At 69.4% G+C, this 18885-nt stretch carries 11 protein-coding genes, 1 tRNA gene and 2 rRNA genes; 1 reads left to right on the plus strand and 13 read right to left on the minus strand.

Features of this window, described 5'->3' with window-relative positions; genetic code table 11:
- Nucleotides 1-320: 320 nt before the first annotated feature.
- The 10 genes from HET64_RS22860 to HET64_RS22905 form a co-directional block, all read right to left on the minus strand.
- Nucleotides 321-512, minus strand: a complete 192-nt coding sequence (locus HET64_RS22860) for a CsbD family protein (protein WP_215108429.1) — start codon at nucleotides 510-512, stop codon at nucleotides 321-323.
- A 72-nt stretch (nucleotides 513-584) separates the two neighbouring features.
- Nucleotides 585-1055 carry a Dps family protein gene (locus tag HET64_RS22865; RefSeq protein ID WP_215108431.1) on the minus strand — a complete coding sequence of 157 codons (471 nt, stop codon included), beginning with the start codon at nucleotides 1053-1055 and terminating at the stop codon, nucleotides 585-587.
- 255 nt (nucleotides 1056-1310) lie between these two features.
- Nucleotides 1311-1694: a helix-turn-helix domain-containing protein gene (locus HET64_RS22870; protein WP_003965837.1), complete on the minus strand. Its 384-nt coding sequence runs from the start codon at nucleotides 1692-1694 to the stop codon at nucleotides 1311-1313.
- A gap of 109 nt (nucleotides 1695-1803) precedes the next feature.
- Entirely contained in the window at nucleotides 1804-2313 is a 510-nt protein-coding gene (locus tag HET64_RS22875; RefSeq protein ID WP_215108433.1) for a CinA family protein, read from the minus strand.
- Complete coding sequence (gene pgsA / locus HET64_RS22880) at nucleotides 2310-3101, minus strand: CDP-diacylglycerol--glycerol-3-phosphate 3-phosphatidyltransferase (RefSeq protein WP_215108435.1); 792 nt, start codon at nucleotides 3099-3101, stop codon at nucleotides 2310-2312. The genes HET64_RS22875 and pgsA overlap by 4 nt, the downstream gene beginning before the upstream one ends.
- Nucleotides 3098-4579, minus strand: coding sequence for a 30S ribosomal protein S12 methylthiotransferase RimO (gene rimO, locus HET64_RS22885; protein ID WP_215108437.1), 1482 nt, complete (start codon nucleotides 4577-4579; stop codon nucleotides 3098-3100). Before rimO ends, pgsA begins: the two co-directional genes overlap by 4 nt.
- 167 nt (nucleotides 4580-4746) lie before the next feature.
- Entirely contained in the window at nucleotides 4747-5547 is an 801-nt protein-coding gene (locus tag HET64_RS22890; protein ID WP_007458786.1) for a helix-turn-helix domain-containing protein, read from the minus strand.
- A 303-nt stretch (nucleotides 5548-5850) separates the two neighbouring features.
- Nucleotides 5851-8673 (minus strand): DNA translocase FtsK, encoded by a 2823-nt coding sequence (locus tag HET64_RS22895; RefSeq protein ID WP_215108439.1) that lies wholly within the window; start codon nucleotides 8671-8673, stop codon nucleotides 5851-5853.
- Nucleotides 8674-8814: 141 nt separating this feature from the next.
- Nucleotides 8815-9498, minus strand: a complete 684-nt coding sequence (locus tag HET64_RS22900) for a two-component system response regulator (protein WP_215108441.1) — start codon at nucleotides 9496-9498, stop codon at nucleotides 8815-8817.
- A gap of 244 nt (nucleotides 9499-9742) precedes the next feature.
- On the minus strand, nucleotides 9743-15208 hold the full coding sequence (locus HET64_RS22905) for a HAMP domain-containing protein (RefSeq protein WP_215108443.1): 5466 nt from the start codon (nucleotides 15206-15208) through the stop codon (nucleotides 9743-9745).
- A 400-nt stretch (nucleotides 15209-15608) separates the two neighbouring features.
- Between HET64_RS22905 and HET64_RS22910 the strand changes: the two genes are divergently transcribed.
- A complete protein-coding gene (locus HET64_RS22910) occupies nucleotides 15609-18236 on the plus strand; it encodes a SpoIIE family protein phosphatase (RefSeq protein ID WP_215108445.1) in 2628 nt (875 codons plus the stop codon).
- 52 nt (nucleotides 18237-18288) lie between these two features.
- On the opposite strand, the gene HET64_RS22915 is transcribed toward HET64_RS22910, so the two are convergent.
- From HET64_RS22915 to HET64_RS22925, 3 genes are all read right to left on the minus strand, one after another.
- Nucleotides 18289-18361: transfer RNA gene (locus HET64_RS22915), tRNA-Thr, on the minus strand.
- Between the two features lie 223 nt (nucleotides 18362-18584).
- Nucleotides 18585-18701: ribosomal RNA gene (gene rrf / locus HET64_RS22920) — 5S ribosomal RNA — on the minus strand.
- A gap of 79 nt (nucleotides 18702-18780) precedes the next feature.
- Nucleotides 18781-18885 (minus strand): 23S ribosomal RNA (locus tag HET64_RS22925); the annotation flags it as partial.

Genomic DNA, 18885 nt, shown 5'->3' on the forward strand with positions numbered 1-18885 from the left:
CCACAGCCCCCTCCACCAGCCCCGCCTGTTCCGGACGAAGCACCAGCCGGAGCACCGCCCACCACCACAGTCCGCCGAGAACCAGCGCCGGCACCCATCGCCGTATCATCCGCTGCCTCCCGCGGCCGACGTCCTTTCCGGCAGTTTCCCCTGGCAGCGGCGGCGGTGCATCCAGAACGCCCGGCCGAGGGTTCACCCACACAGGAGTGCCCCCGCCGAATCGGCGGGGGCACTCGAACCCTGGGGCAGTGGCTCCGAAGGCTCAGGACTGCCTTGTCGTCGTCAGACTCAGGACTACGTCGCAGTCGTCAGACTCAGGACTACTTGTCGTCGTCCCGGCGGAGGGAGTCCTTCACGCCCTTGGCGCGTTCGCCGACTCCGCCCGCCGCGTCCTTGGCCCCACCCTTGGCCTGATCGGCCTTGCCCTCGGCCTCCTTGCGGCGGTCGCCGGTCAGTTTGCCGACAGCTTCCTTGCCCTTGCCCTTCAGCTTGTCCATGGATCCGTCGCTCATGATGTCGCTCCTTCCGCTCGGGTCGTATCGCGGTCGTCTCGGGTCTATCGCGGTCGTCGGTCGGGCGCCGGTTCAGGCGCTCTCCGCCTGGAACATCCAGGCGTGCTTCTCGAGCTCCGCCGTCAGCCCGATCAGCAGGTCCTGGGTGATCGGATCAGGTGCGTCGGTCGCCTCGATGCGCTCCCGCATCCGGCCGATGACCACGCCCAGCGCGTCCACCAGGATCCGCACGGCGTCGGTGTCCTTGATCCAGCCCTCGGGCACGGACGCGATGGCGGTCTCCTTGGCCACCGTGCCGGAGCGCCCGTCCGGGTTGACCCCGACCGCCGAGGCGCGCTCGGCGACCGTGTCGGAGTGCTGCCTGGCCGTGACGACGACGTCGTCGAGCTGAAGGTGTACGGAACGGAAGCGTGGACCGACCACGTTCCAATGGACCTGCTTGGCCACCAGGGAGAGGTCGACGAGGTCGACCAGAGCGCCCTGCAGCGCCGTTCCCACGACCTTGAGATCGCTCTCGGACAACGTGCTCTTGACCACAGACATGTGCGCTACTCCCATCCGTCAGCCGTTTCGCTGACCGTCTCGGTGCATCACCCACGATGGCACATATAAAGCAAAACGGTCATGCGGGCCTTGTCCTCCGTCTGCCCACCCGCCGAGGGCTCACACCTGTATGAGGCACGCGACTGCCCGGCCACACGGTGGACCCGACGGCCACGTGGAGGTCGAACGCGAAAGTCCCGGCCGACCCCGGTGGGGGCCGACCGGGACTCCGGTCGAGCAACTGTGCCGCGTGGATCAGGCGGCGACGACGTCCACCGCTTCCGCGGGCGCCTTGATGGTCACCCGGCCCGACGGCACACCTGCGACCGACGAGACGGAGACGGAGTTGAGCATGGGACGAACCGGTACTGGGACCGGATCACTGGCAGCTGCCGACTCGGCCAGCTCAGCGAGCGAGAGCTCGTCACTCACTTCACGCATGAGCTCGGACATCCGTACGTCAAGCGCGTCGCAAATCGCGGAGAGCAGCTCGGAGGATGCCTCCTTCTGCCCCCGCTCCACCTCGGAGAGATAACCGAGCGAGACCCGGGCGGACGAGGAGACTTCGCGCAGAGTACGGCCTTGGCGCTGGCGCTGCCGACGCAGCACGTCACCCAGCAGGCGACGGAGCAGAATCATCGGTGGCTCCCTCCTCGGACCGCGTAGCCGCATCCTTCACGCCCTACCGTACCGCCTTGTGCTGCGGCTGTGCGGGGAGCGATGTCGTGTTCACTCAGGGCTGCAAACATCAATTCCCCCCGTTCTGTTCCGTATCCTGTGCCCGCGCATTCTCACCGAGTTCGCCTGCGAGCAGTTCGAGGGCGCCTCGCACACTCTCACTACGGATATCCGCCCTCTCACCATTCAACCGCAGAGCCGTCACTTTCTCGACGCCGGAGGGTCCGGCCACGGCGACGTAGACCGTGCCGACCGGCTGCCCGTCCTGTGGTTCCGGTCCCGCGACTCCCGTGGTGGAGAGGCCCCAGTCCGCGTCGAGGACCCGGCGCACACCGGCCGCCATCTGCAGCGCGACCTCGGGGTCCACGGCTCCGCGTTCCGCCAGCAGGCCCCCGTCGACGCCCAGGACGTCCCGCTTCAGGGGGGTGGCGTAAGCCGTCACCGATCCGCGGAAGGACCGGGAGGCGCCGGGTATGGAGGTCAGGTCGGCGGCGACGAGGCCGCCCGTCAGCGATTCGGCGACGGCGAGCGTCTCGCCCCGCGCTCCGAGAAGCCGGAGCACCCGGGCAGCGGCTGTCACCGCTCGGCCTCCGCGGCGTCGCGCGCCTCGGCGGTACCGCGTACGTCCTTCGCGCCGGCCGCGGCCCCGGCGGCCGGACCGGCGTCGGCAGCGGTGACGGCGGCGGTCCGAAGGGCCTCCGCGGCCCGCTCGGCCGCGGCGACGCGCTCGGCGGCGAGGCCCTGGCGACGCAGGACGACGGCTTGACGTACGTAATCGAGTCCGGTGACGACCGTCAGCACGACGGCGACCATCATCACCCAGAAGCGCAAGGTCGCCAGGGGCCCGGTGAGCACCAGGACGTACATCCCGGCGGCCGTCCCCTGCGCGAGCGTCTTCAGCTTGCCGCCTCTGCTGGCCGGGATCACCGCGTGCCGGATGACCCAGAACCGCATCAGCGTGATGCCCAGCTCACGGGCGAGGATCACCCCGGTGATCCACCACGGCAGATCGCCCAGGACGGACAAGGAGACCAGCGCGGCGCCCATGATCGCTTTGTCGGCGATCGGGTCGGCGATCTTCCCGAAGTCCGTGACCAGGTTGTACGCGCGCGCCAGATGACCGTCGAACAGGTCGGTGATCATCGCGACGGCGAAGGCCGCCCAGGCGAAGGCGCGCCAGACCGGGTCGTATCCGCCGTCGTGGAACAGCAGCAGGACGAACCCGGGCACGAGCAGCAGCCGCACCATGGTCAGGATGTTGGCGATGTTCCACAGGCTGGCCTGGTTGACGGCCGCAGTGCCCAGCTTGCCGCCGCGGACCGGCTTCGCGCCGGAGCCGCCTGCCGCGGATGCCGGGACTCCGGTCATCTGGCTACCTCCGCAAGCTCATGGTGTTCGGCCACCAGGTCGACGCCCTCGGTGCCCACTGCCTTCGCCTCGACCATAAGGCCCGGCACGAGTCCCTCGCGTGTGGTGAAGACCACCTGGCCATCCGTTTCGGGGGCCTGGTGCGCCGCGCGCCCGATCGCGACCTCGCCGTCCTCCTCCGACTCCACGGACTCCACCAGCACCTGGAGGGTCTCGCCGACGCGCTCCTCGGCCCGCTGCGAGGTCAGCTCCTCGGCCAGCTGGGAGATGTGGGCGAGGCGCTCCGCGATGGTGTCGGCGTCGAGCTTGTTCTCGTAGCCGACCGCCTCGGTGCCCTCCTCGTCCGAGTACCCGAAGACGCCGATCGCGTCGAGGCGGGCGCCGGTGAGGAAGCGTTCCAGCTCGGCGAGGTCCGCCTCGGTCTCGCCGGGGAAACCGACGATGAAGTTGGAGCGGGCACCGGCCTGGGGGGCCTTGCTCCGGATGGTGTCCAGAAGCTCCAGGAAGCGGTCGGTGTCGCCGAAGCGGCGCATCGCGCGCAGCACGCCGGGGGCGGAGTGCTGGAAGGAGAGGTCGAAGTACGGGGCGACCTTCGGCGTCGAGGTGAGGACGTCGATGAGGCCCGGGCGCATCTCGGCGGGCTGGAGGTAGCTGACCCGGACCCGCTCGATGCCGTCCACGTCGGCCAGCTCGGGCAGCAGGGTCTCCAGGAGGCGGATGTCGCCGAGGTCCTTGCCGTAGGAGGTGTTGTTCTCGGAGACGAGCATGACCTCCTTGACGCCCTGTTCGGCCAGCCAGCGGGTCTCCTGGAGCACGTCCGAGGGGCGCCGCGAGATGAACGAGCCGCGGAAGGAGGGGATGGCGCAGAAGGAGCAGCGGCGGTCGCAGCCGGAGGCGAGCTTCACCGAGGCGACGGGGCTGGTGCCGAGCCTGCGGCGCAGCGGCGCCCGCGGCCCGGAGACCGGTGCGACCCCCTCGGGGAGGTCCTCGGGCGCGGGGGCGGGCGTCTCCTGGGCGTGGCCGGGCAGTGCCACGGCGGCGTCCTGCCGCTCGGCGGGGCTGATCGGCAGCAGCTTGCGGCGGTCGCGCGGGGTGTGCGAGGCGTGGATGCCGCCGTTGAGGATGGTCTGGAGCCGGTCGGAGATGTCGGCGTAGTCATCGAATCCGAGGACACCGTCCGCCTCCGGGAGGGCCTCGGCGAGGTCCTTGCCGTAGCGCTCGGCCATGCAGCCGACGGCGACGACGGCCTGGGTGCGGCCCTGATCCTTCAGATCGTTGGCTTCGAGCAGGGCGTCGACGGAGTCCTTCTTGGCGGCTTCGACGAACCCACAGGTGTTGACGACTGCGACATCCGCGTCGGAGGCATCCTCGACGAGGTCCCAGCCGTCCGCTGCCAAGCGGCCTGCAAGCTCCTCCGAGTCCACCTCGTTACGGGCGCATCCAAGAGTGACAAGGGCGACGGTACGGCGTTCGGGCATGGACTCAAGACTACTTCGTTCCGGCGGCCCCCCTGCCGTGCAGGGTTGCCTGCCCCTGCCGCTGTTACTCCCCGTAGCAGGCGAACAGGGCGGGGGAACGCCGACGGGCGCCCGGCACGAGGCCGGACGCCCGTCGGGGACGCGGTACGGATACCGAGGGTGGCGGATCAGCCGGCCTCGGGGTCGCCCTTGGTGTAGGAGAGCCGTTCGACCTGGCCCGGACCGAAGCGGTCCTCGACCTGCTTGCCGTTGACGAAGAGCTCGATCGCCCCGGCGTCGCCGAGGACGAGGTCGATGCGCTCCTTGTCCTGGAAGGTCTTGGACTCGCCCTGGAGCAGCAGCCCGTCGAAGAGCAGCCGTCCGTTGTGATCCTTGGCCGAGATCCAGCTCTTGCCCCGGTCCGCGCTGAGCTTGACCGTCACCTTGTCCCGGGGGGCGGCGGCGATGGCGCTCTCGGAGGGCACGGGCTTGGGGTCGGAGGGCTTGGTGGCGGTGGGCTTGGCCGCGGTCTTGTCGGGCTTGGAGCCCTCCGCGATCTGTGCGGTGTTCGAGGGTTCGTCCTCGCCGCTGAAGAGCGTGAAGCCGACGAACCCGATGACGGCGACGATGGCCGCGACCATGGCGGCGGTCCAGTTGGGCCGCCGGGGTTCGGAGCGGATGCGTTCCGCTTCGAAGAGCGGAGCCGCGGGGGTCGGTGCGGGACGGCCGCCGTGATCGGCGTCGTACTCCTCGACCAGCGGTTCCGGATCGAGGCCGACGGCACGGGCGAGCGTGCGGATGTGGCCGCGGGCGTAGACGTCGCCGCCGCAGCGGGAGAAGTCGTCCTGCTCGATCGCGTGCACGATGGGGATGCGCACCCGGGTGGAGCTGCTGACTTCCTCGACCGTCAGAGCCGCGGCGATTCGAGCCTGCTGAAGGGCACGACCGATCGAAGGCCGGTCGTCTTCGGGGGAGTTGCCGATGGACACGGGGGTGCCTTTCGAGCGTGAGCCACCTGCTGGATGTTCAGTCTAGGGGGGGTACGAAAGGGAGGGGCAACCGGGAGGGACGACTTTGTACGCCATCGGGTTCGCCGGACGGCCCCGCCGCCGGCTCCGGTGCGGAGCGGGGGCGGAGCACAGCCCCGATCGAGGACTGGTCAACCTGTAGTGGGCCGAACGGGGTGGGAGTACGGATGAGGTGACGACGGAGCGAGCCGCGGGGAGGAGCATGGTTCCGTCCCTCCCTTCAACTGGACGTACGACCGTACGAAACGGTTGCCCACAAAACCTTTACGGAGCGGATTCCCCGCGGATGACGGCCAACACCCCGTCGAGCTCGTCGGGTTTCACCATGACGTCGCGCGCCTTGGAGCCCTCGCTGGGTCCGACGATGTTGCGGGACTCCATCAGGTCCATCAGGCGGCCCGCCTTCGCGAAGCCGACCCGGAGCTTGCGCTGGAGCATCGAGGTCGATCCGAACTGGGTGGAGACGACCAGTTCGGCGGCCTGGCAGAGCAGGTCCAGGTCGTCGCCGATGTCCTCGTCGATCTCCTTCTTCTGTTTCGTCCCCACCACGACGTCGTCCCGGAAGACCGGGGCCATCTGGTCCTTGCAGTGCTGGACGACGGCGGCGACCTCGTCCTCGGTGACGAACGCTCCCTGCATACGGGTGGGTTTGTTGGCGCCCATCGGGAGGAAGAGCCCGTCGCCCTTGCCGATGAGCTTCTCGGCTCCGGGCTGGTCGAGGATGACGCGGCTGTCGGCGAGGGAGGAGGTGGCGAAGGCGAGCCGGGAGGGGACGTTGGCCTTGATCAGACCGGTCACCACGTCGACCGAGGGCCGCTGGGTGGCGAGCACCAGGTGGATGCCGGCCGCTCGGGCCAGCTGGGTGATGCGGACGATCGAGTCCTCGACGTCGCGCGGGGCCACCATCATGAGGTCGGCCAGCTCGTCGACGATCACCAGCAGGTACGGGTACGGGGACAGCTCCCGCTCACTGCCCTCGGGCGCCTTGCACTTGCCGTTGCGCACCGCGTGGTTGAAGTCGTCGATGTGCCGGTAGCCGAAGTTGGCGAGGTCGTCGTAGCGCAGGTCCATCTCCCGCACGACCCACTGGAGCGCCTCGGCGGCCTTCTTGGGGTTGGTGATGATCGGGGTGATGAGGTGAGGGATGCCCTCGTACGCGGTCAGCTCGACGCGCTTGGGGTCGACGAGGACCATCCGCACGTCGTCCGGGGTGGCCCGCACCATGACCGAGGTGATCAGACAGTTGATGCACGAGGACTTGCCGGAGCCGGTGGCACCGGCGACCAGGACGTGCGGCATCTTGGCGAGGTTGGCCATCTCGTAGCCGCCCTCGACGTTCTTGCCGAGCGCCACGAGCATCGGGTGGTCGTCCTCGGCCGCGTCCGCGAGGCGCAGCACGTCACCGAGGTTGACCATCTCGCGGTCGGAGTTGGGGATCTCGATGCCGACGGCGGACTTGCCCGGGATCGGCGAGATGATCCGCACGTCCGGGCTCGCCACGGCGTACGCGATGTTCTTGGCCAGTGCCGTGATCTTCTCGACCTTCACCGCGGGGCCGAGCTCGATCTCGTAGCGGGTGACGGTCGGGCCCCGGGTGAACCCGGTGACCGCGGCGTCGACCTTGAACTCGGAGAAGACATTGGTCAGCGAGGCGACGACCACGTCGTTGGCGGCGCTGCGGGTCTTGCCCGGTCCGCCGCGCTCCAGCAGGTCGAGCGAGGGCAGCGAGTACGTGATGTCGCCGGACAGCTGGAGCTGCTCGGCGCGGGCGGGCAGGCCCTCGGAACGCTCCGGTGCGGGCTTGGTCAGGTCGGGGACGGCGCCGGACCGGCCGGAGGTGTCGCGGCCGGTCGCGTCGTCCCGGTCACCGGACCGGTCCTGCCCGCGCCCTGCCCCGGCCTTCCCCGCGCCGTCCCGCTCCGCCTCCCGGGCCCCGGGGACGGGCGTCCCGGTGCGCTCCCGGTCCGCGGAGACGCCCTGGGTCAGGTCGGCGACGACCGGCGAGGGCGGCATGCCGTTGAGCACGGCCCCGTCGAGCGCGGCGGCAGCGGCCGCGGCGACGTCCACCGCGTCCAGCGGACGGTTCATAGCGGGCTGCGCGGAGGGCCTGCGGGGCCTCCTGCGCTTGGTGAGCGCTGCCGCCTCCGCGTCGTCGTGGTCGTGGACGGGGTCCGCGTCCGGGCGCCGCGTGCCACGCCTCCGGGTCCGCTCGGGCAGCGCCTCGCGCCACTGCTCGTCGTAGCGCTCGTCGTCGTCCTCGTACCCCTCGCGGGCCTCGGGCGCCGGTTCCACGATGCCGAGGCGGACACCGAGCTGACGCAGCCGCTGCGGAATGGCGTTGACCGGGGTGGCGGTGACGACGAGGAGCCCGAACACGGTCAGCAGCACCAGCAGCGGTACCGCGAGCACCTCGCCCATCATGAAGATCAGCGGCTTGGAGGTGGCCCAGCCGATCAGCCCGCCCGCGTCCTGCATCGCCTCGGTGCCATCGGCCCGGCCCGGCGACCCCACGGCGATGTGGACCTGGCCGAGGACTCCGATGACCAGGGCGGAGAGTCCGATGACGATACGGCCGTTGGCGTCGGGTCGCTCCGGGTACAGGATCAGCCGCACCGCGATCGCGCCCAGCAGTATCGGCGCGAGCAGATCGAGCCGGCCGAAGGCCCCGGTCACCAGCATCTCGACCAGGTCGCCGACCGGTCCCTGGAGGTTGGACCAAGTGCCCGCGGCGACGATCAGCGCCAGGCCGAGCAGCAGCAGGGCGAGCCCGTCCTTGCGGTGGGCGGGGTCAAGTCCCTTGGCTCCACGCCCTATCGAGCGGAACAGCGCGCCGACGCCGTGCGCCGCCCCGAGCCAGACCGCCCGCACCAGCCGGTAGACGCCTCCGGTGGGGGACGGCGCCGGTTTGGGCGCGGGCTTCTTGACCGCCGCCCTCTTCGCGGGAGCCTTCTTCGCGGGAGCAGCCGACTTCTTGGGTGCGGTCTTCTTGACGGGCGCGGCTTTCTTCGCCGGGCCCGGGGTACGGCCGACGCGCTTCGCGGCGCCCGCCGCGCCCTGGGAACCCTTGCCGGACGTACGTGAGGCCATGGTGCCGAGGTTACCGCTGTCGTCGCCCGTGAATACGTTCGCCTACTGGTTCACCCGACCGTGTCGCCTTCGGGGGGCCGGGAACTGACGCCGCCTCACGGCAGCGGCCGGCGTACGCCGAGCCGGAGGGGCCGGGAATCGTCAGCTCTGTGCGGGCAGCACGCCCGTACCCCCGCCGGTGCCCGGCTCCAGCGCGTCGAGCGCTCGGCGCAGGCCGGTCAGCTTGCGTTCGAGGTGGGCGGCGGTGGCCACCGCCGCGGCGTCCGCGGATTCGTCGTCGAGCTGCTTGGAGAGCGCTTCGGCCTGCTCCTCGACCGCCGCGAGCCGCGCGGAGAGTTCGGCCAGCAGACCGGCCGGCTCCTTCTCGCGCTCGCCGCCCGTGTGGCCGTCGCCCTCCAACTGGAGCCGCAGCAGCGCGGCCTGCTCGCGGAGCTTGCAGTTCTTCATGTACAGCTCGACGAAGACCGAGACCTTGGCCCGCAGGACCCATGGGTCGAACGGCTTCGAGATGTAGTCCACCGCACCGGCCGCGTAGCCGCGGAAGGTGTGATGCGGACCGTGGTTGATCGCGGTGAGGAAGATGATCGGGATGTCCCGGGTCCGCTCCCGCCGCTTGATGTGCGCGGCTGTCTCGAAACCGTCCATGCCCGGCATCTGGACGTCCAGCAGAATGACCGCGAAGTCGTCCGTGAGCAGCGCTTTGAGCGCCTCCTCCCCTGACGATGCCCGGACCAGTGTCTGATCGAGCGCAGAGAGGATGGCCTCCAGCGCCAGCAGATTCTCCGGCCGGTCATCGACCAGGAGGATCTTGGCCTTCTGCACCATGGCCCGTCCTCCTCGCCCCGGAAATGCACCGGGTGCCGCCCCAGGGGACGACTCCCTTACGCCGTCCGTCCTTGTGCCGGTCATGGTAGCCGCACCCCGCCCGTCACCACACCCTGTCACCGCGATGTCACTGCGCACATACCCCAAACGCGGTTTGAGACCAGAAGGTTCCCCGAATACGGCGAGTTCACACCCGTTCGAGCACAGTCGGTCAACAAATGACGCTCATTTGTTCCTATCCCGATCACTCTCCGTGCATCCACTGCTCCATCACCGCAAGCAAGTGATCAGGGTCGACCGGCTTCGTCACATAGTCGGAGGCCCCGCAATCGATGGCCTTCTCCCGGTCGCCCTTCATGGCCTTCGCGGTGAGCGCGACGATCGGCAACCCGGCGAACTGCGGCATCCGACGGATCGCGGTCGTCGTCGCGTAACCGTCCATCTCGGGCATCATGATGTCCATCAGCACGACCGTCACATCGTCGTGCTGCTCCAGGACTTCGATGCCCTCACGGCCGTTCTCCGCGTACAGCACCGCCAGTCCGTGCTGCTCCAGCACGCTGGTGAGCGCGAAGACGTTGCGGATGTCGTCGTCGACGATGAGGACCTTCTCACCGCGGAAGCGGAACGTCCGCCGGGGCTCCCTCTCCTCCGCCGCCGGCTGGCCCTGCACCTGGCTCTCGCCCTGGCTCCCCTGCGCCTGCACCCACTCCTCCTGCTGCGGGGAGCTCTCGGGCGCGGTCCGGCCGGTCGGCAGCGCGGGCCTGCGGGCCGCGTCCCCCAGCGCCTTGCGCCGCCGCCGGAACATCCCGGCGGAATTGGCCGGGTCGCCGAACGGGGCCGGCTGCCCCTGCGGGGACTGCGCGTGCCCCATCTCGCCCGCGCCGCCCAGCACCTCGGCGGAACCGGAACCCACCGCGGGGTAGCCCTGGGGCGGCAGTTCGGCCCGGTGCAGCGGCAGGTACAGGGTGAAGGTGGAACCGCGCCCCGGCTCGCTCGCCGCGTGGATCTCGCCGCCGAGCAGCCGTGCGATCTCCCGGCTGATCGAGAGACCGAGGCCGGTGCCGCCGTACTTCCGGCTCGTCGTGCCGTCCGCCTGCTTGAACGCCTCGAAGATCACCAGCATCTTGCTGGACGCGATCCCGATCCCGGTGTCGGTGACCGAGAAGGCGATCAGATCGGCGTCCGCGTCCCGCAGCGAACCGGCCTCCAGCAGGTGCTCGCGGATCGCGTTGGGCACATCGGCGCCGGCCGGCCGGATCACCAGCTCCACCGCACCGCCGTCGGTGAACTTCACCGCGTTGGAGAGCAGGTTGCGCAGCACCTGCAGCAGGCGCTGCTCGTCGGTGTGCAGCGTCGCGGGAAGCTCCGGCGACACCCGTACGGAGAAGTCGAGTCCCTTCTCCGCGGTGAGCGGGCGGAAGGTCGCCTCCACGTAGTCGACCAGCTGGACCAGCGCGATCCTGGTCGGGCTGACGTCCATCTTGCCCGCCTCGACCTTCGACAGGTCGAGGATGTCGTTGATCAGCTGGAGCAGGTCGGAGCCGGCCCCGTGGATCGTCTCGGCGAACTCCACCTGCTTCGGCGAGAGGTTGCCCTCGGCGTTGTCCGCCAGCAACTTGGCGAGGATCAGCAGCGAGTTCAGCGGCGTACGCAGCTCGTGCGACATGTTCGCCAGGAACTCGGACTTGTAGCGCATCGAGACCGCGAGCTGCTCGGCCCGCTCCTCCAGCACCTGCCGCGCCTCCTCGATCTCGGTGTTCTTCACCTCGATGTCGCGGTTCTGCTGGGCCAGCAGCTCGGCCTTCTCCTCCAGTTCGGCGTTGGACGCCTGGAGGGCCTTCTGCCGGTTCTCCAGCTCCTGCGAGCGATCACGCAGTTGCTCGGTCAGCTCCTGCGACTGCTCCAGGAGCTTCTCGGTCTTGGTGTTGACGCTGATCGTGTTCACGCTCGTCGCGATCATCTCGGCGAGCTGGTTGAGGAAGTCCCGCTGGATATGCGTGAACGGCTGGAAGGAGGCCAGCTCGATCACGCCGAGGACCTTGCCCTCGAAGAGCACCGGCAGCACGATCACATGCGCCGGAGGGGCCTCTCCCAGCCCGGAGGAGATCTTCAGATAGCCCGGTGGCACGTTGTCCACCTGGATCGTCCGCTTCTCCTCGGCCGCCGTCCCGATGAGCGTCTCACCGGGCCGGAAGGAGGTCGGCATCGAACCCGCCGAGTAGCCGTAACTCCCCCGCATCCGCAGCTCGTACGCGCTGGCCGCGCCCTCGTCCGGACCCACCTCGTCCGAGTCGCCCGCGGTCATGGCCAGGAAGAACGCACCGTGCTGCGCCGAGACCACCGGCGTCAGCTCGCTCATGATCAGCGAGGCCACGTCGTCCAGATCCCGGCGGCCCTGCATCAGACCGGAGATCCGGGCCAGGTTGCCCTTCAGCCAGTCCTGCTCCTTGTTGGCGAGGGTGGTGTCGCGCAGGTTCGCGATCATCGTGTTGATGTTGTCCTGGAGGACCTGGATCTCGCCGGCCGCGTCCACGTCGATCTTCAGGTTCAGATCGCCGCGGGTCACCGCGGTGGCGACGGCCGCGATGGCGCGGACCTGACGGGTCAGGTTCCCGGCCATCTCGTTCACCGACTCGGTGAGGTCGCGCCAGGTGCCGTCGACGTCCCGCACCCGCGCCTGACCGCCCAGCTGTCCCTCGGTGCCCACCTCGCGGGCGACCCGGGTCACCTGCTCCGCGAACGAGGACAGCTGGTCGACCATCGTGTTGATGGTGTTCTTCAGCTCCTGGATCTCACCGCGCGCGTCGATGTCGATCTTCTTGGTCAGGTCGCCCTTGGCGATGGCGGTGGTGACCGTGGCGATCTGCCGCACCTGGCCGGTCAGGTTGGAGGCCATCGAGTTCACGGACTCGGTGAGGTCCTTCCAGGTACCGGCGACTCCCGGCACCCGCGCCTGACCGCCCAGCTCGCCTTCCGTACCCACTTCGCGGGCCACCCGCGTGACCTCGTCGGCGAACGAGGACAGCGTCGTCACCATCGTGTTGACGGTGTCGGCCAGCTCCGCGACCTCGCCGCGCGCCTCCACGGTGACCTTCTTCGTCAGATCGCCGTTGGCGACCGCCGAGGAGACCCGGGAGATGTTGCGCACCTGGCTGGTCAGGTTGTTGGCCATCAGGTTGACGTTCTCGCTGAGGTCCTTCCAGATGCCGGTCGCCCCGCGCACCCGCGCCTGACCGCCGAGGATGCCCTCGGTACCCACCTCACGGGCCACGCGTGAGACCTCGTCCGCGAAGTTCAGCAGCTGATCGACCATCGTGTTGACGGTCGTGACCAGTTCGAGGATCTCGCCCTTGGCGTCGACGGTGATCTTCTTGGAGAGATCGCCCTTGGCGACCGCGGTGGTGACCTCGGCGATGTTGCGGACCTGGAGGGTCAGGTTGTTCGCCATGCCGTTGACGGACTGGGTGAGGTCCTTCCACGTACCGGACACACCCTGGACCTCGGCCTGACCGCCGAGGATGCCCTCCGTACCCACCTCGCGGGCGACCCGCGTCACCTGCTCCGCGAAGTTGGACAGCTGGTCCACCATCGTGTTGAGGGTGTTCTTCAGCTCCAGGATCTCGCCCCGGGCGTCCACGTCGATCTTCTGGGACAGGTCACCGCGCGCCACCGCCGTGGCGACCTGCGCGATGTTACGGACCTGAGCGGTGAGGTTCCCCGCCATGCCGTTCACCGAATCGGTGAGATCGCGCCACACTCCGGCCACGCCGGGCACCTGCGCCTGACCACCAAGACGCCCGTCCGTACCCACCTCACGGGCCACCCTGGTGACCTGGTCGGCGAAGGCGGAGAGCTGGTCGACCATCGTGTTGATGGTGTTCTTCAGCTCCAGGATCTCGCCCCGGGCGTCCACGTCGATCTTCTGGGACAGATCGCCCCGCGCCACCGCCGTCGTCACCTGCGCGATCTGCCTCACCTGGGAGGTGAGGTTGCCGGCCATGAAGTTGACGGAGTCCGTGAGTTCCTTCCACGTACCCGACACACCGTCCACGCGCGCCTGACCGCCGAGGCGGCCCTCGGTGCCCACGTCCCGGGCCATCCGCGTCACCTGGTCGGCGAAGCTGGACAGCTGCGCCACCATCGTGTTGACGGTGTTCTTCAGCTCCAGCATCTCCCCGGCCACGTTCACGGTGACCTTCTGCGACAGATCCCCGTTCGCGACCGCCGTGGTGACCTGCGCGATGTCCCGGACCTGACCGGTCAGGTTGCGGAACGCGGTGTTCACCGAGTCGGTGAGGTCCTTCCACGTCCCCGCTGCTCCCGGCACCTCGGCCTGGCCCCCGAGCCGGCCCTCGACGCCGACCTCCCGGGCCACCCGGGTCACCTCGGAACCGAACGACTGAAGCTGGTCCACCATCGTGTTGACGGTGTTCTTCAGCTCCAGCATCTCCCCGGCCACGTCGACCGTGACCTTCTGCGACATGTCGCCGCTGGCCACCGCCGTCGTCACCTGCGCGATGTCGCGCACCTGCGTCGTCAGATTCCGGAAGACCGTGTTCACCGAGTCGGTGAGGTCCTTCCACGTCCCGGCCGCGCCCGGCACCTGCGCCTGACCGCCGAGCAACCCCTCGCCACCGACCTCGCTCGCCACCCGCGTCACTTCGTCCGCGAAGGTGCGCAGCGTCTCGGTCATCTGGTTGATCGTCTCGGCGAGCTGCGCGACCTCGCCGCGTGCGCTCACCGTGACCTTCTGCGTCAGGTCACCGCTGGCGACCGCCGTCGTCACCTCCGCGATACCCCGTACCTGAGAGGTGAGGTTGCCCGCCATCGTGTTGACGGAGTCGGTGAGGTCCTTCCACACGCCCGCCACGCCCGGCACGGTCGCCTGACCGCCCAGCTCGCCCTCCGTACCCACCTCACGGGCGACGCGTGTCACCTCGGAGGAGAACGAGGACAACTGGTCGACCATCGTGTTGACGGTGTTCTTCAGCTGGAGCATCTCACCGGCCACATGGACGGTGACCTTCCGCGACAGATCGCCCTTGGCGACCGCCGTCGTCACCAGCGCGATGTCCCGCACCTGGGCCGTCAGCCGGTACGCCATGGTGTTCACGGAGTCCGTGAGGTCCTTCCAGGACCCGGACATCCCACGCACCTGCGCCTGGCCCCCGAGCTTGCCCTCGGTGCCCACCTCGACGGCGACCCGGGTCACCTGCTCGGTGAAGACCGACAGCTGGTCGACCAGGTTGTTGACCGTACGGGCGACCTTCAGGAACTCGCCGCGCAGCGGCCGGACCGTCTCGTCCGTCGTGTGCGACCGCAGCTCCATCCGCTGCTCCAGGTCACCGTCGGCGACCGCCGACAGCACCCGGCCCACCTCGGAGACCGGTCGCGCGAGATCGTCGACGAGCTCGTTGGAGGCGTCGATCGCGGCGGCCCAGGAACCCTCGCAGGCGCCCGTCTCCAGCCGCTCCGTGAGCTTCCCCTCCCGGCCCACCACGCGCCGTACACGGGCCAGCTCACCGGTGAGATGAAGGTTCCGGTCGGCGACCTCGTTGAAGACCGCGGAGATCTCCGTCATCACACCGTCGCCGGAGACGGTGAGCCGCCGGCGGAAGTTGCCGTCGCGCATCGCCACGAGTCCCGCGAGCAGTCTGTTCAGAGCTGCCGCGTCGACCTCGACGGTGCCATTGCGCTGCTTTTTCACGGACTGTCCGCCTTTTGTACGCGCCTTCGAACCCTGCGCCGCCACGCCAGACTCCACCGTGTCCCTCCCGCAGGGGTTGACCGTTTCACTCGGGCCTATCAGGAAGCTTGCCCAGTTCCACTTTGGCTCACCGCCACAGCACACCGTCAACGGGTGACCGGGCGGACGTCAAATCACGGCAACGTACCAGGCCGGAACCGGTCGGCGGGCAACCTGTCCCGGTTGCCCCCCATCCCTTGCACCCGGAGTCCATACTTGTGCGCCCGCGCACCACTACAAGACCGTCCTGTCCCGAACTCGGCCCTCGTGTAACCGGCACCCTTGACGAACGTCTAGCCTGGCAAGCGAATCGAAGCGGCGATAAACGGGCACAGGACTCGGGGAAGCGACGAGACACCATATGGGGAGTGCTGTGATCACCGCGCGCGCGGCCGCCACCTTCGAACCGGTCGGGCGCTCTGTCGCGACCGCCCGCGCCTTCGTCCGGGACACGCTCCAGGGGTGGGGCTACAACGATGTCGTCGACGACGCCGTCGTCCTCACCAGTGAGCTCGTGACCAACGCCGTCGTGCACGCGGGGACGGCGGCCGACGTGCTGTGCCTGCGCAGCGGGGACGGCGTACGTGTCGAGGTCGCCGACCACTATCCGGAACGCGAGGTCCCGCTCCAGAGCAACGGACTCGACTTCGGCAGCCCCGACCGCGAGAACGGCCGCGGTCTGCTGCTCTGCGCCGCACTGGCCTCCCGCTGGGGTGTCGAATACTCCCCCACCCGTAAGCACGTCTGGTTCCAGCTGGACCTGCCCGACCGGCCCGTGGGCATCCGCTCCGCCGGCCCGGTCCTGCCCACCTCGCTGCTCCCCGTCACCGACCAGCGCGTGCGGGTCGCCGTCGTCCAGATCGACAGCACCGGCGCGATCAGCGCGTGGAACGACGATGCCGCGTACGTCTTCGGGCACACCGCGGAACAGGTCACCGGAAAGCAGTTCACCGACTTCGTGGCCTGGCCGCACACCCCGGGGACCAACACCGGCATCGCCGACGCCCTCCAGCTCTCCCGCTGGGAGGGCAGCTACGGAATCCGCGGCGCCGACGGCCGGACCATCGCCGTCTACTCCTCGCACCTGCGGGTCCGCGACACCGACGGCGAACCCTCCACGGTCTGCCTCCTCGTCCGCGACGACGAGCGCGCCGTGCTCCAGTCCCCCGTCCGCGCCCCGGTCTCCGACACCTCCTCCGACAACCGCACCGCGGACCCGTTCGAGGTGTTCATCGGCTCCCCGGCCCCCGACGATCTCGACGGCCTCCTCCAGCGGACGGTCGAGCGGGCACGCGACATGCTCGACGCCGACGCGGCGTTCCTCCTCCTCGCCACGGACGACGAGACGGAGCTGGAGGTCCGCGCCACGACGGGCCTCCCCTCGGCCCGCCAGCGCTTCGCCCGGGTCCCCGTGGAAGCCGGGACGGGACGCTACGGCTCCGCCCGGATGCCGGCCGTGCACGAGGACCTCACCGCCGTCCCCGGCGCCGTGCCCCTGCTCACCGACACCGGGATGCGCTCGGTCGTCACGGTCCCGCTGAAGGTCGAGGGCCGCCTCACCGGCTCCCTCGGCGTCGCGGCGGAAGCGGCGGGGCGCTACACCAACGAGGAGGCCCTGCGCCTCCAGTTCGCGGCGGACCGCATCGCGCTGGCCGTGGAGTCCGCCCGCCTCGGCGAGCTGGAACGGCTGCGCCGCGGCTCCCTGTCCTTCCTCGTCGAGGCCTCCGACCTGCTGGCCGGCACGCTCGACCGGGACCAGACCCTCGCGCTCATGGCCCAGATGACGGTTCCGACGCTGGCCACCTGGTGCGCCGTCTACACGATCGCGGACCAGTCCTCCGAGCCGTACCTCTCCTATGTGCTCCACGAGGACGAGGACCTCATCGACGGGCTCAAGGCGCTGCTCTCCAAGATCGCCCCACCGGATCCGGTACCGGCCCCGGGCGCCCGTGTCTGGGCCGCGCCCTCGGAGGCCGGTCACCGTGCCGCGCTGAGCACCTCGACCCGCAGCCTGCAGCGCGACGCGCCGCTGAGCATGAGCACGGCCACCCGCACCATCCTCGCCACGGCCCAGGCCGTCGGCGGCGAGACGGTGGTCCTTCCGTTGGTGGCCCGCAACCGCGTGATCGGCATGCTGACGCTCGGGAAGCCCTCGGACGACCACTTCCGCCAGGAGATCCTGGAACTGGCCGAGGACCTCTCCCGCCGGGCCGCCCTGGCCCTGGACAACGCCCGCCTGTACTCGGAGCGCATGGCGATCAGCCAGTCCCTCCAGCGCAGCCTGCTGCCCCCGGGCCTCCCCGACGTGCCGAACGTCGAGATCGAGGTCATCTACCGCGCCGCCGGCGAGGGCAACGAGGTCGGCGGCGACTTCTACGACGTCTTCCCGATCAGCGACGGGGCGTACGGCTTCGCCATCGGCGACGTCTGCGGCACGGGGCCCGAGGCCGCCGCCGTCACGGGCCTCGCCCGCCACGCGCTGCGCCTGCTGGCCCGCGAGGGCTTCGGCGGTCCGGCGGTCCTGGAGCGCCTCAACGCGGCGATCCTCGACGAGGGCGCCCGCAGCCGCTTCCTGACCCTCCTGTACGGCGAGCTGTGGCCCCAGGAGGACGGCAGCGCCCTCCTGAAGGTCGTCTGCGCCGGCCACCCGCTGCCGCTGCGCCTGCGCCAGGACGGCTCCGTCGAGTCCGCCGCGGAACCGCAGCCCCTGCTCGGCGTCATCGAGGACCTCGACCTGTACGAGCAGGAGGTCGTCCTCAACCCGGGCGACGTCCTGCTATGCGTCACGGACGGCGTCACCGAACGCCGCGAGGGAAGCCGCATGCTGGGCGACGACGGCCTCGCGGACGTCCTGTCGACCTGTACGGGCCTGACGGCCGGAGCGGTCGCCTCACGCATTCTGCGGGCCGTGGAACGCTTCGCGGCGGAGCCGGCCTCGGACGACATGGCGATCCTGGCCATGCGCGTCCCGGAACCGCCCCGCGTCTGACTCTCAACGCGAAAGGCCCCCGCCAGTGGCGGGGGCCTTTCGTTCTCTTCTGAGCCCCAATGCGGAATCGAACCGCAGACCTTCTCCTTACCATGGAGACGCTCTACCGACTGAGCTATTGGGGCCTCGTTGCGCTGTGGCAACGAGGTAAACCATACACGGGATCCGGGGATGCTCACAATCCCGGCCCGCCGGAGTCGCGGCTCTCGGGCACCCCTCGTTCGCGCAGGTCACGCGGGTCACGCTGGTGGCTCGGTGACACGGGTGGCACAGGCGCACGGCCGCTGATCGGTCCTGGAACGCAGAAAAGCCCCGCACCAAAAGGTGCGGGGCTTTCCCGGAAAAATTGTTCGGCGGCGTCCTACTCTCCCACAGGGTCCCCCCTGCAGTACCATCGGCGCTGAAAGGCTTAGCTTCCGGGTTCGGAATGTAACCGGGCGTTTCCCTAACGCAATGACCACCGAAACACTATGAAATTAACCAACACCGGAACAAAACACGGCCGTTCGTTATTTCAGAACCAACACAGTGGACGCGAGCAACTGAGGACAAGCCCTCGGCCTATTAGTACCAGTCAGCTCCACCCCTTACAGGGCTTCCACATCTGGCCTATCAACCCAGTCGTCTACTGGGAGCCTTAACCCTTCAA

Origin of the sequence: Streptomyces sp. McG3, from assembly GCF_018619185.1 — a bacterium.
Taxonomy (GTDB): domain Bacteria; phylum Actinomycetota; class Actinomycetes; order Streptomycetales; family Streptomycetaceae; genus Streptomyces.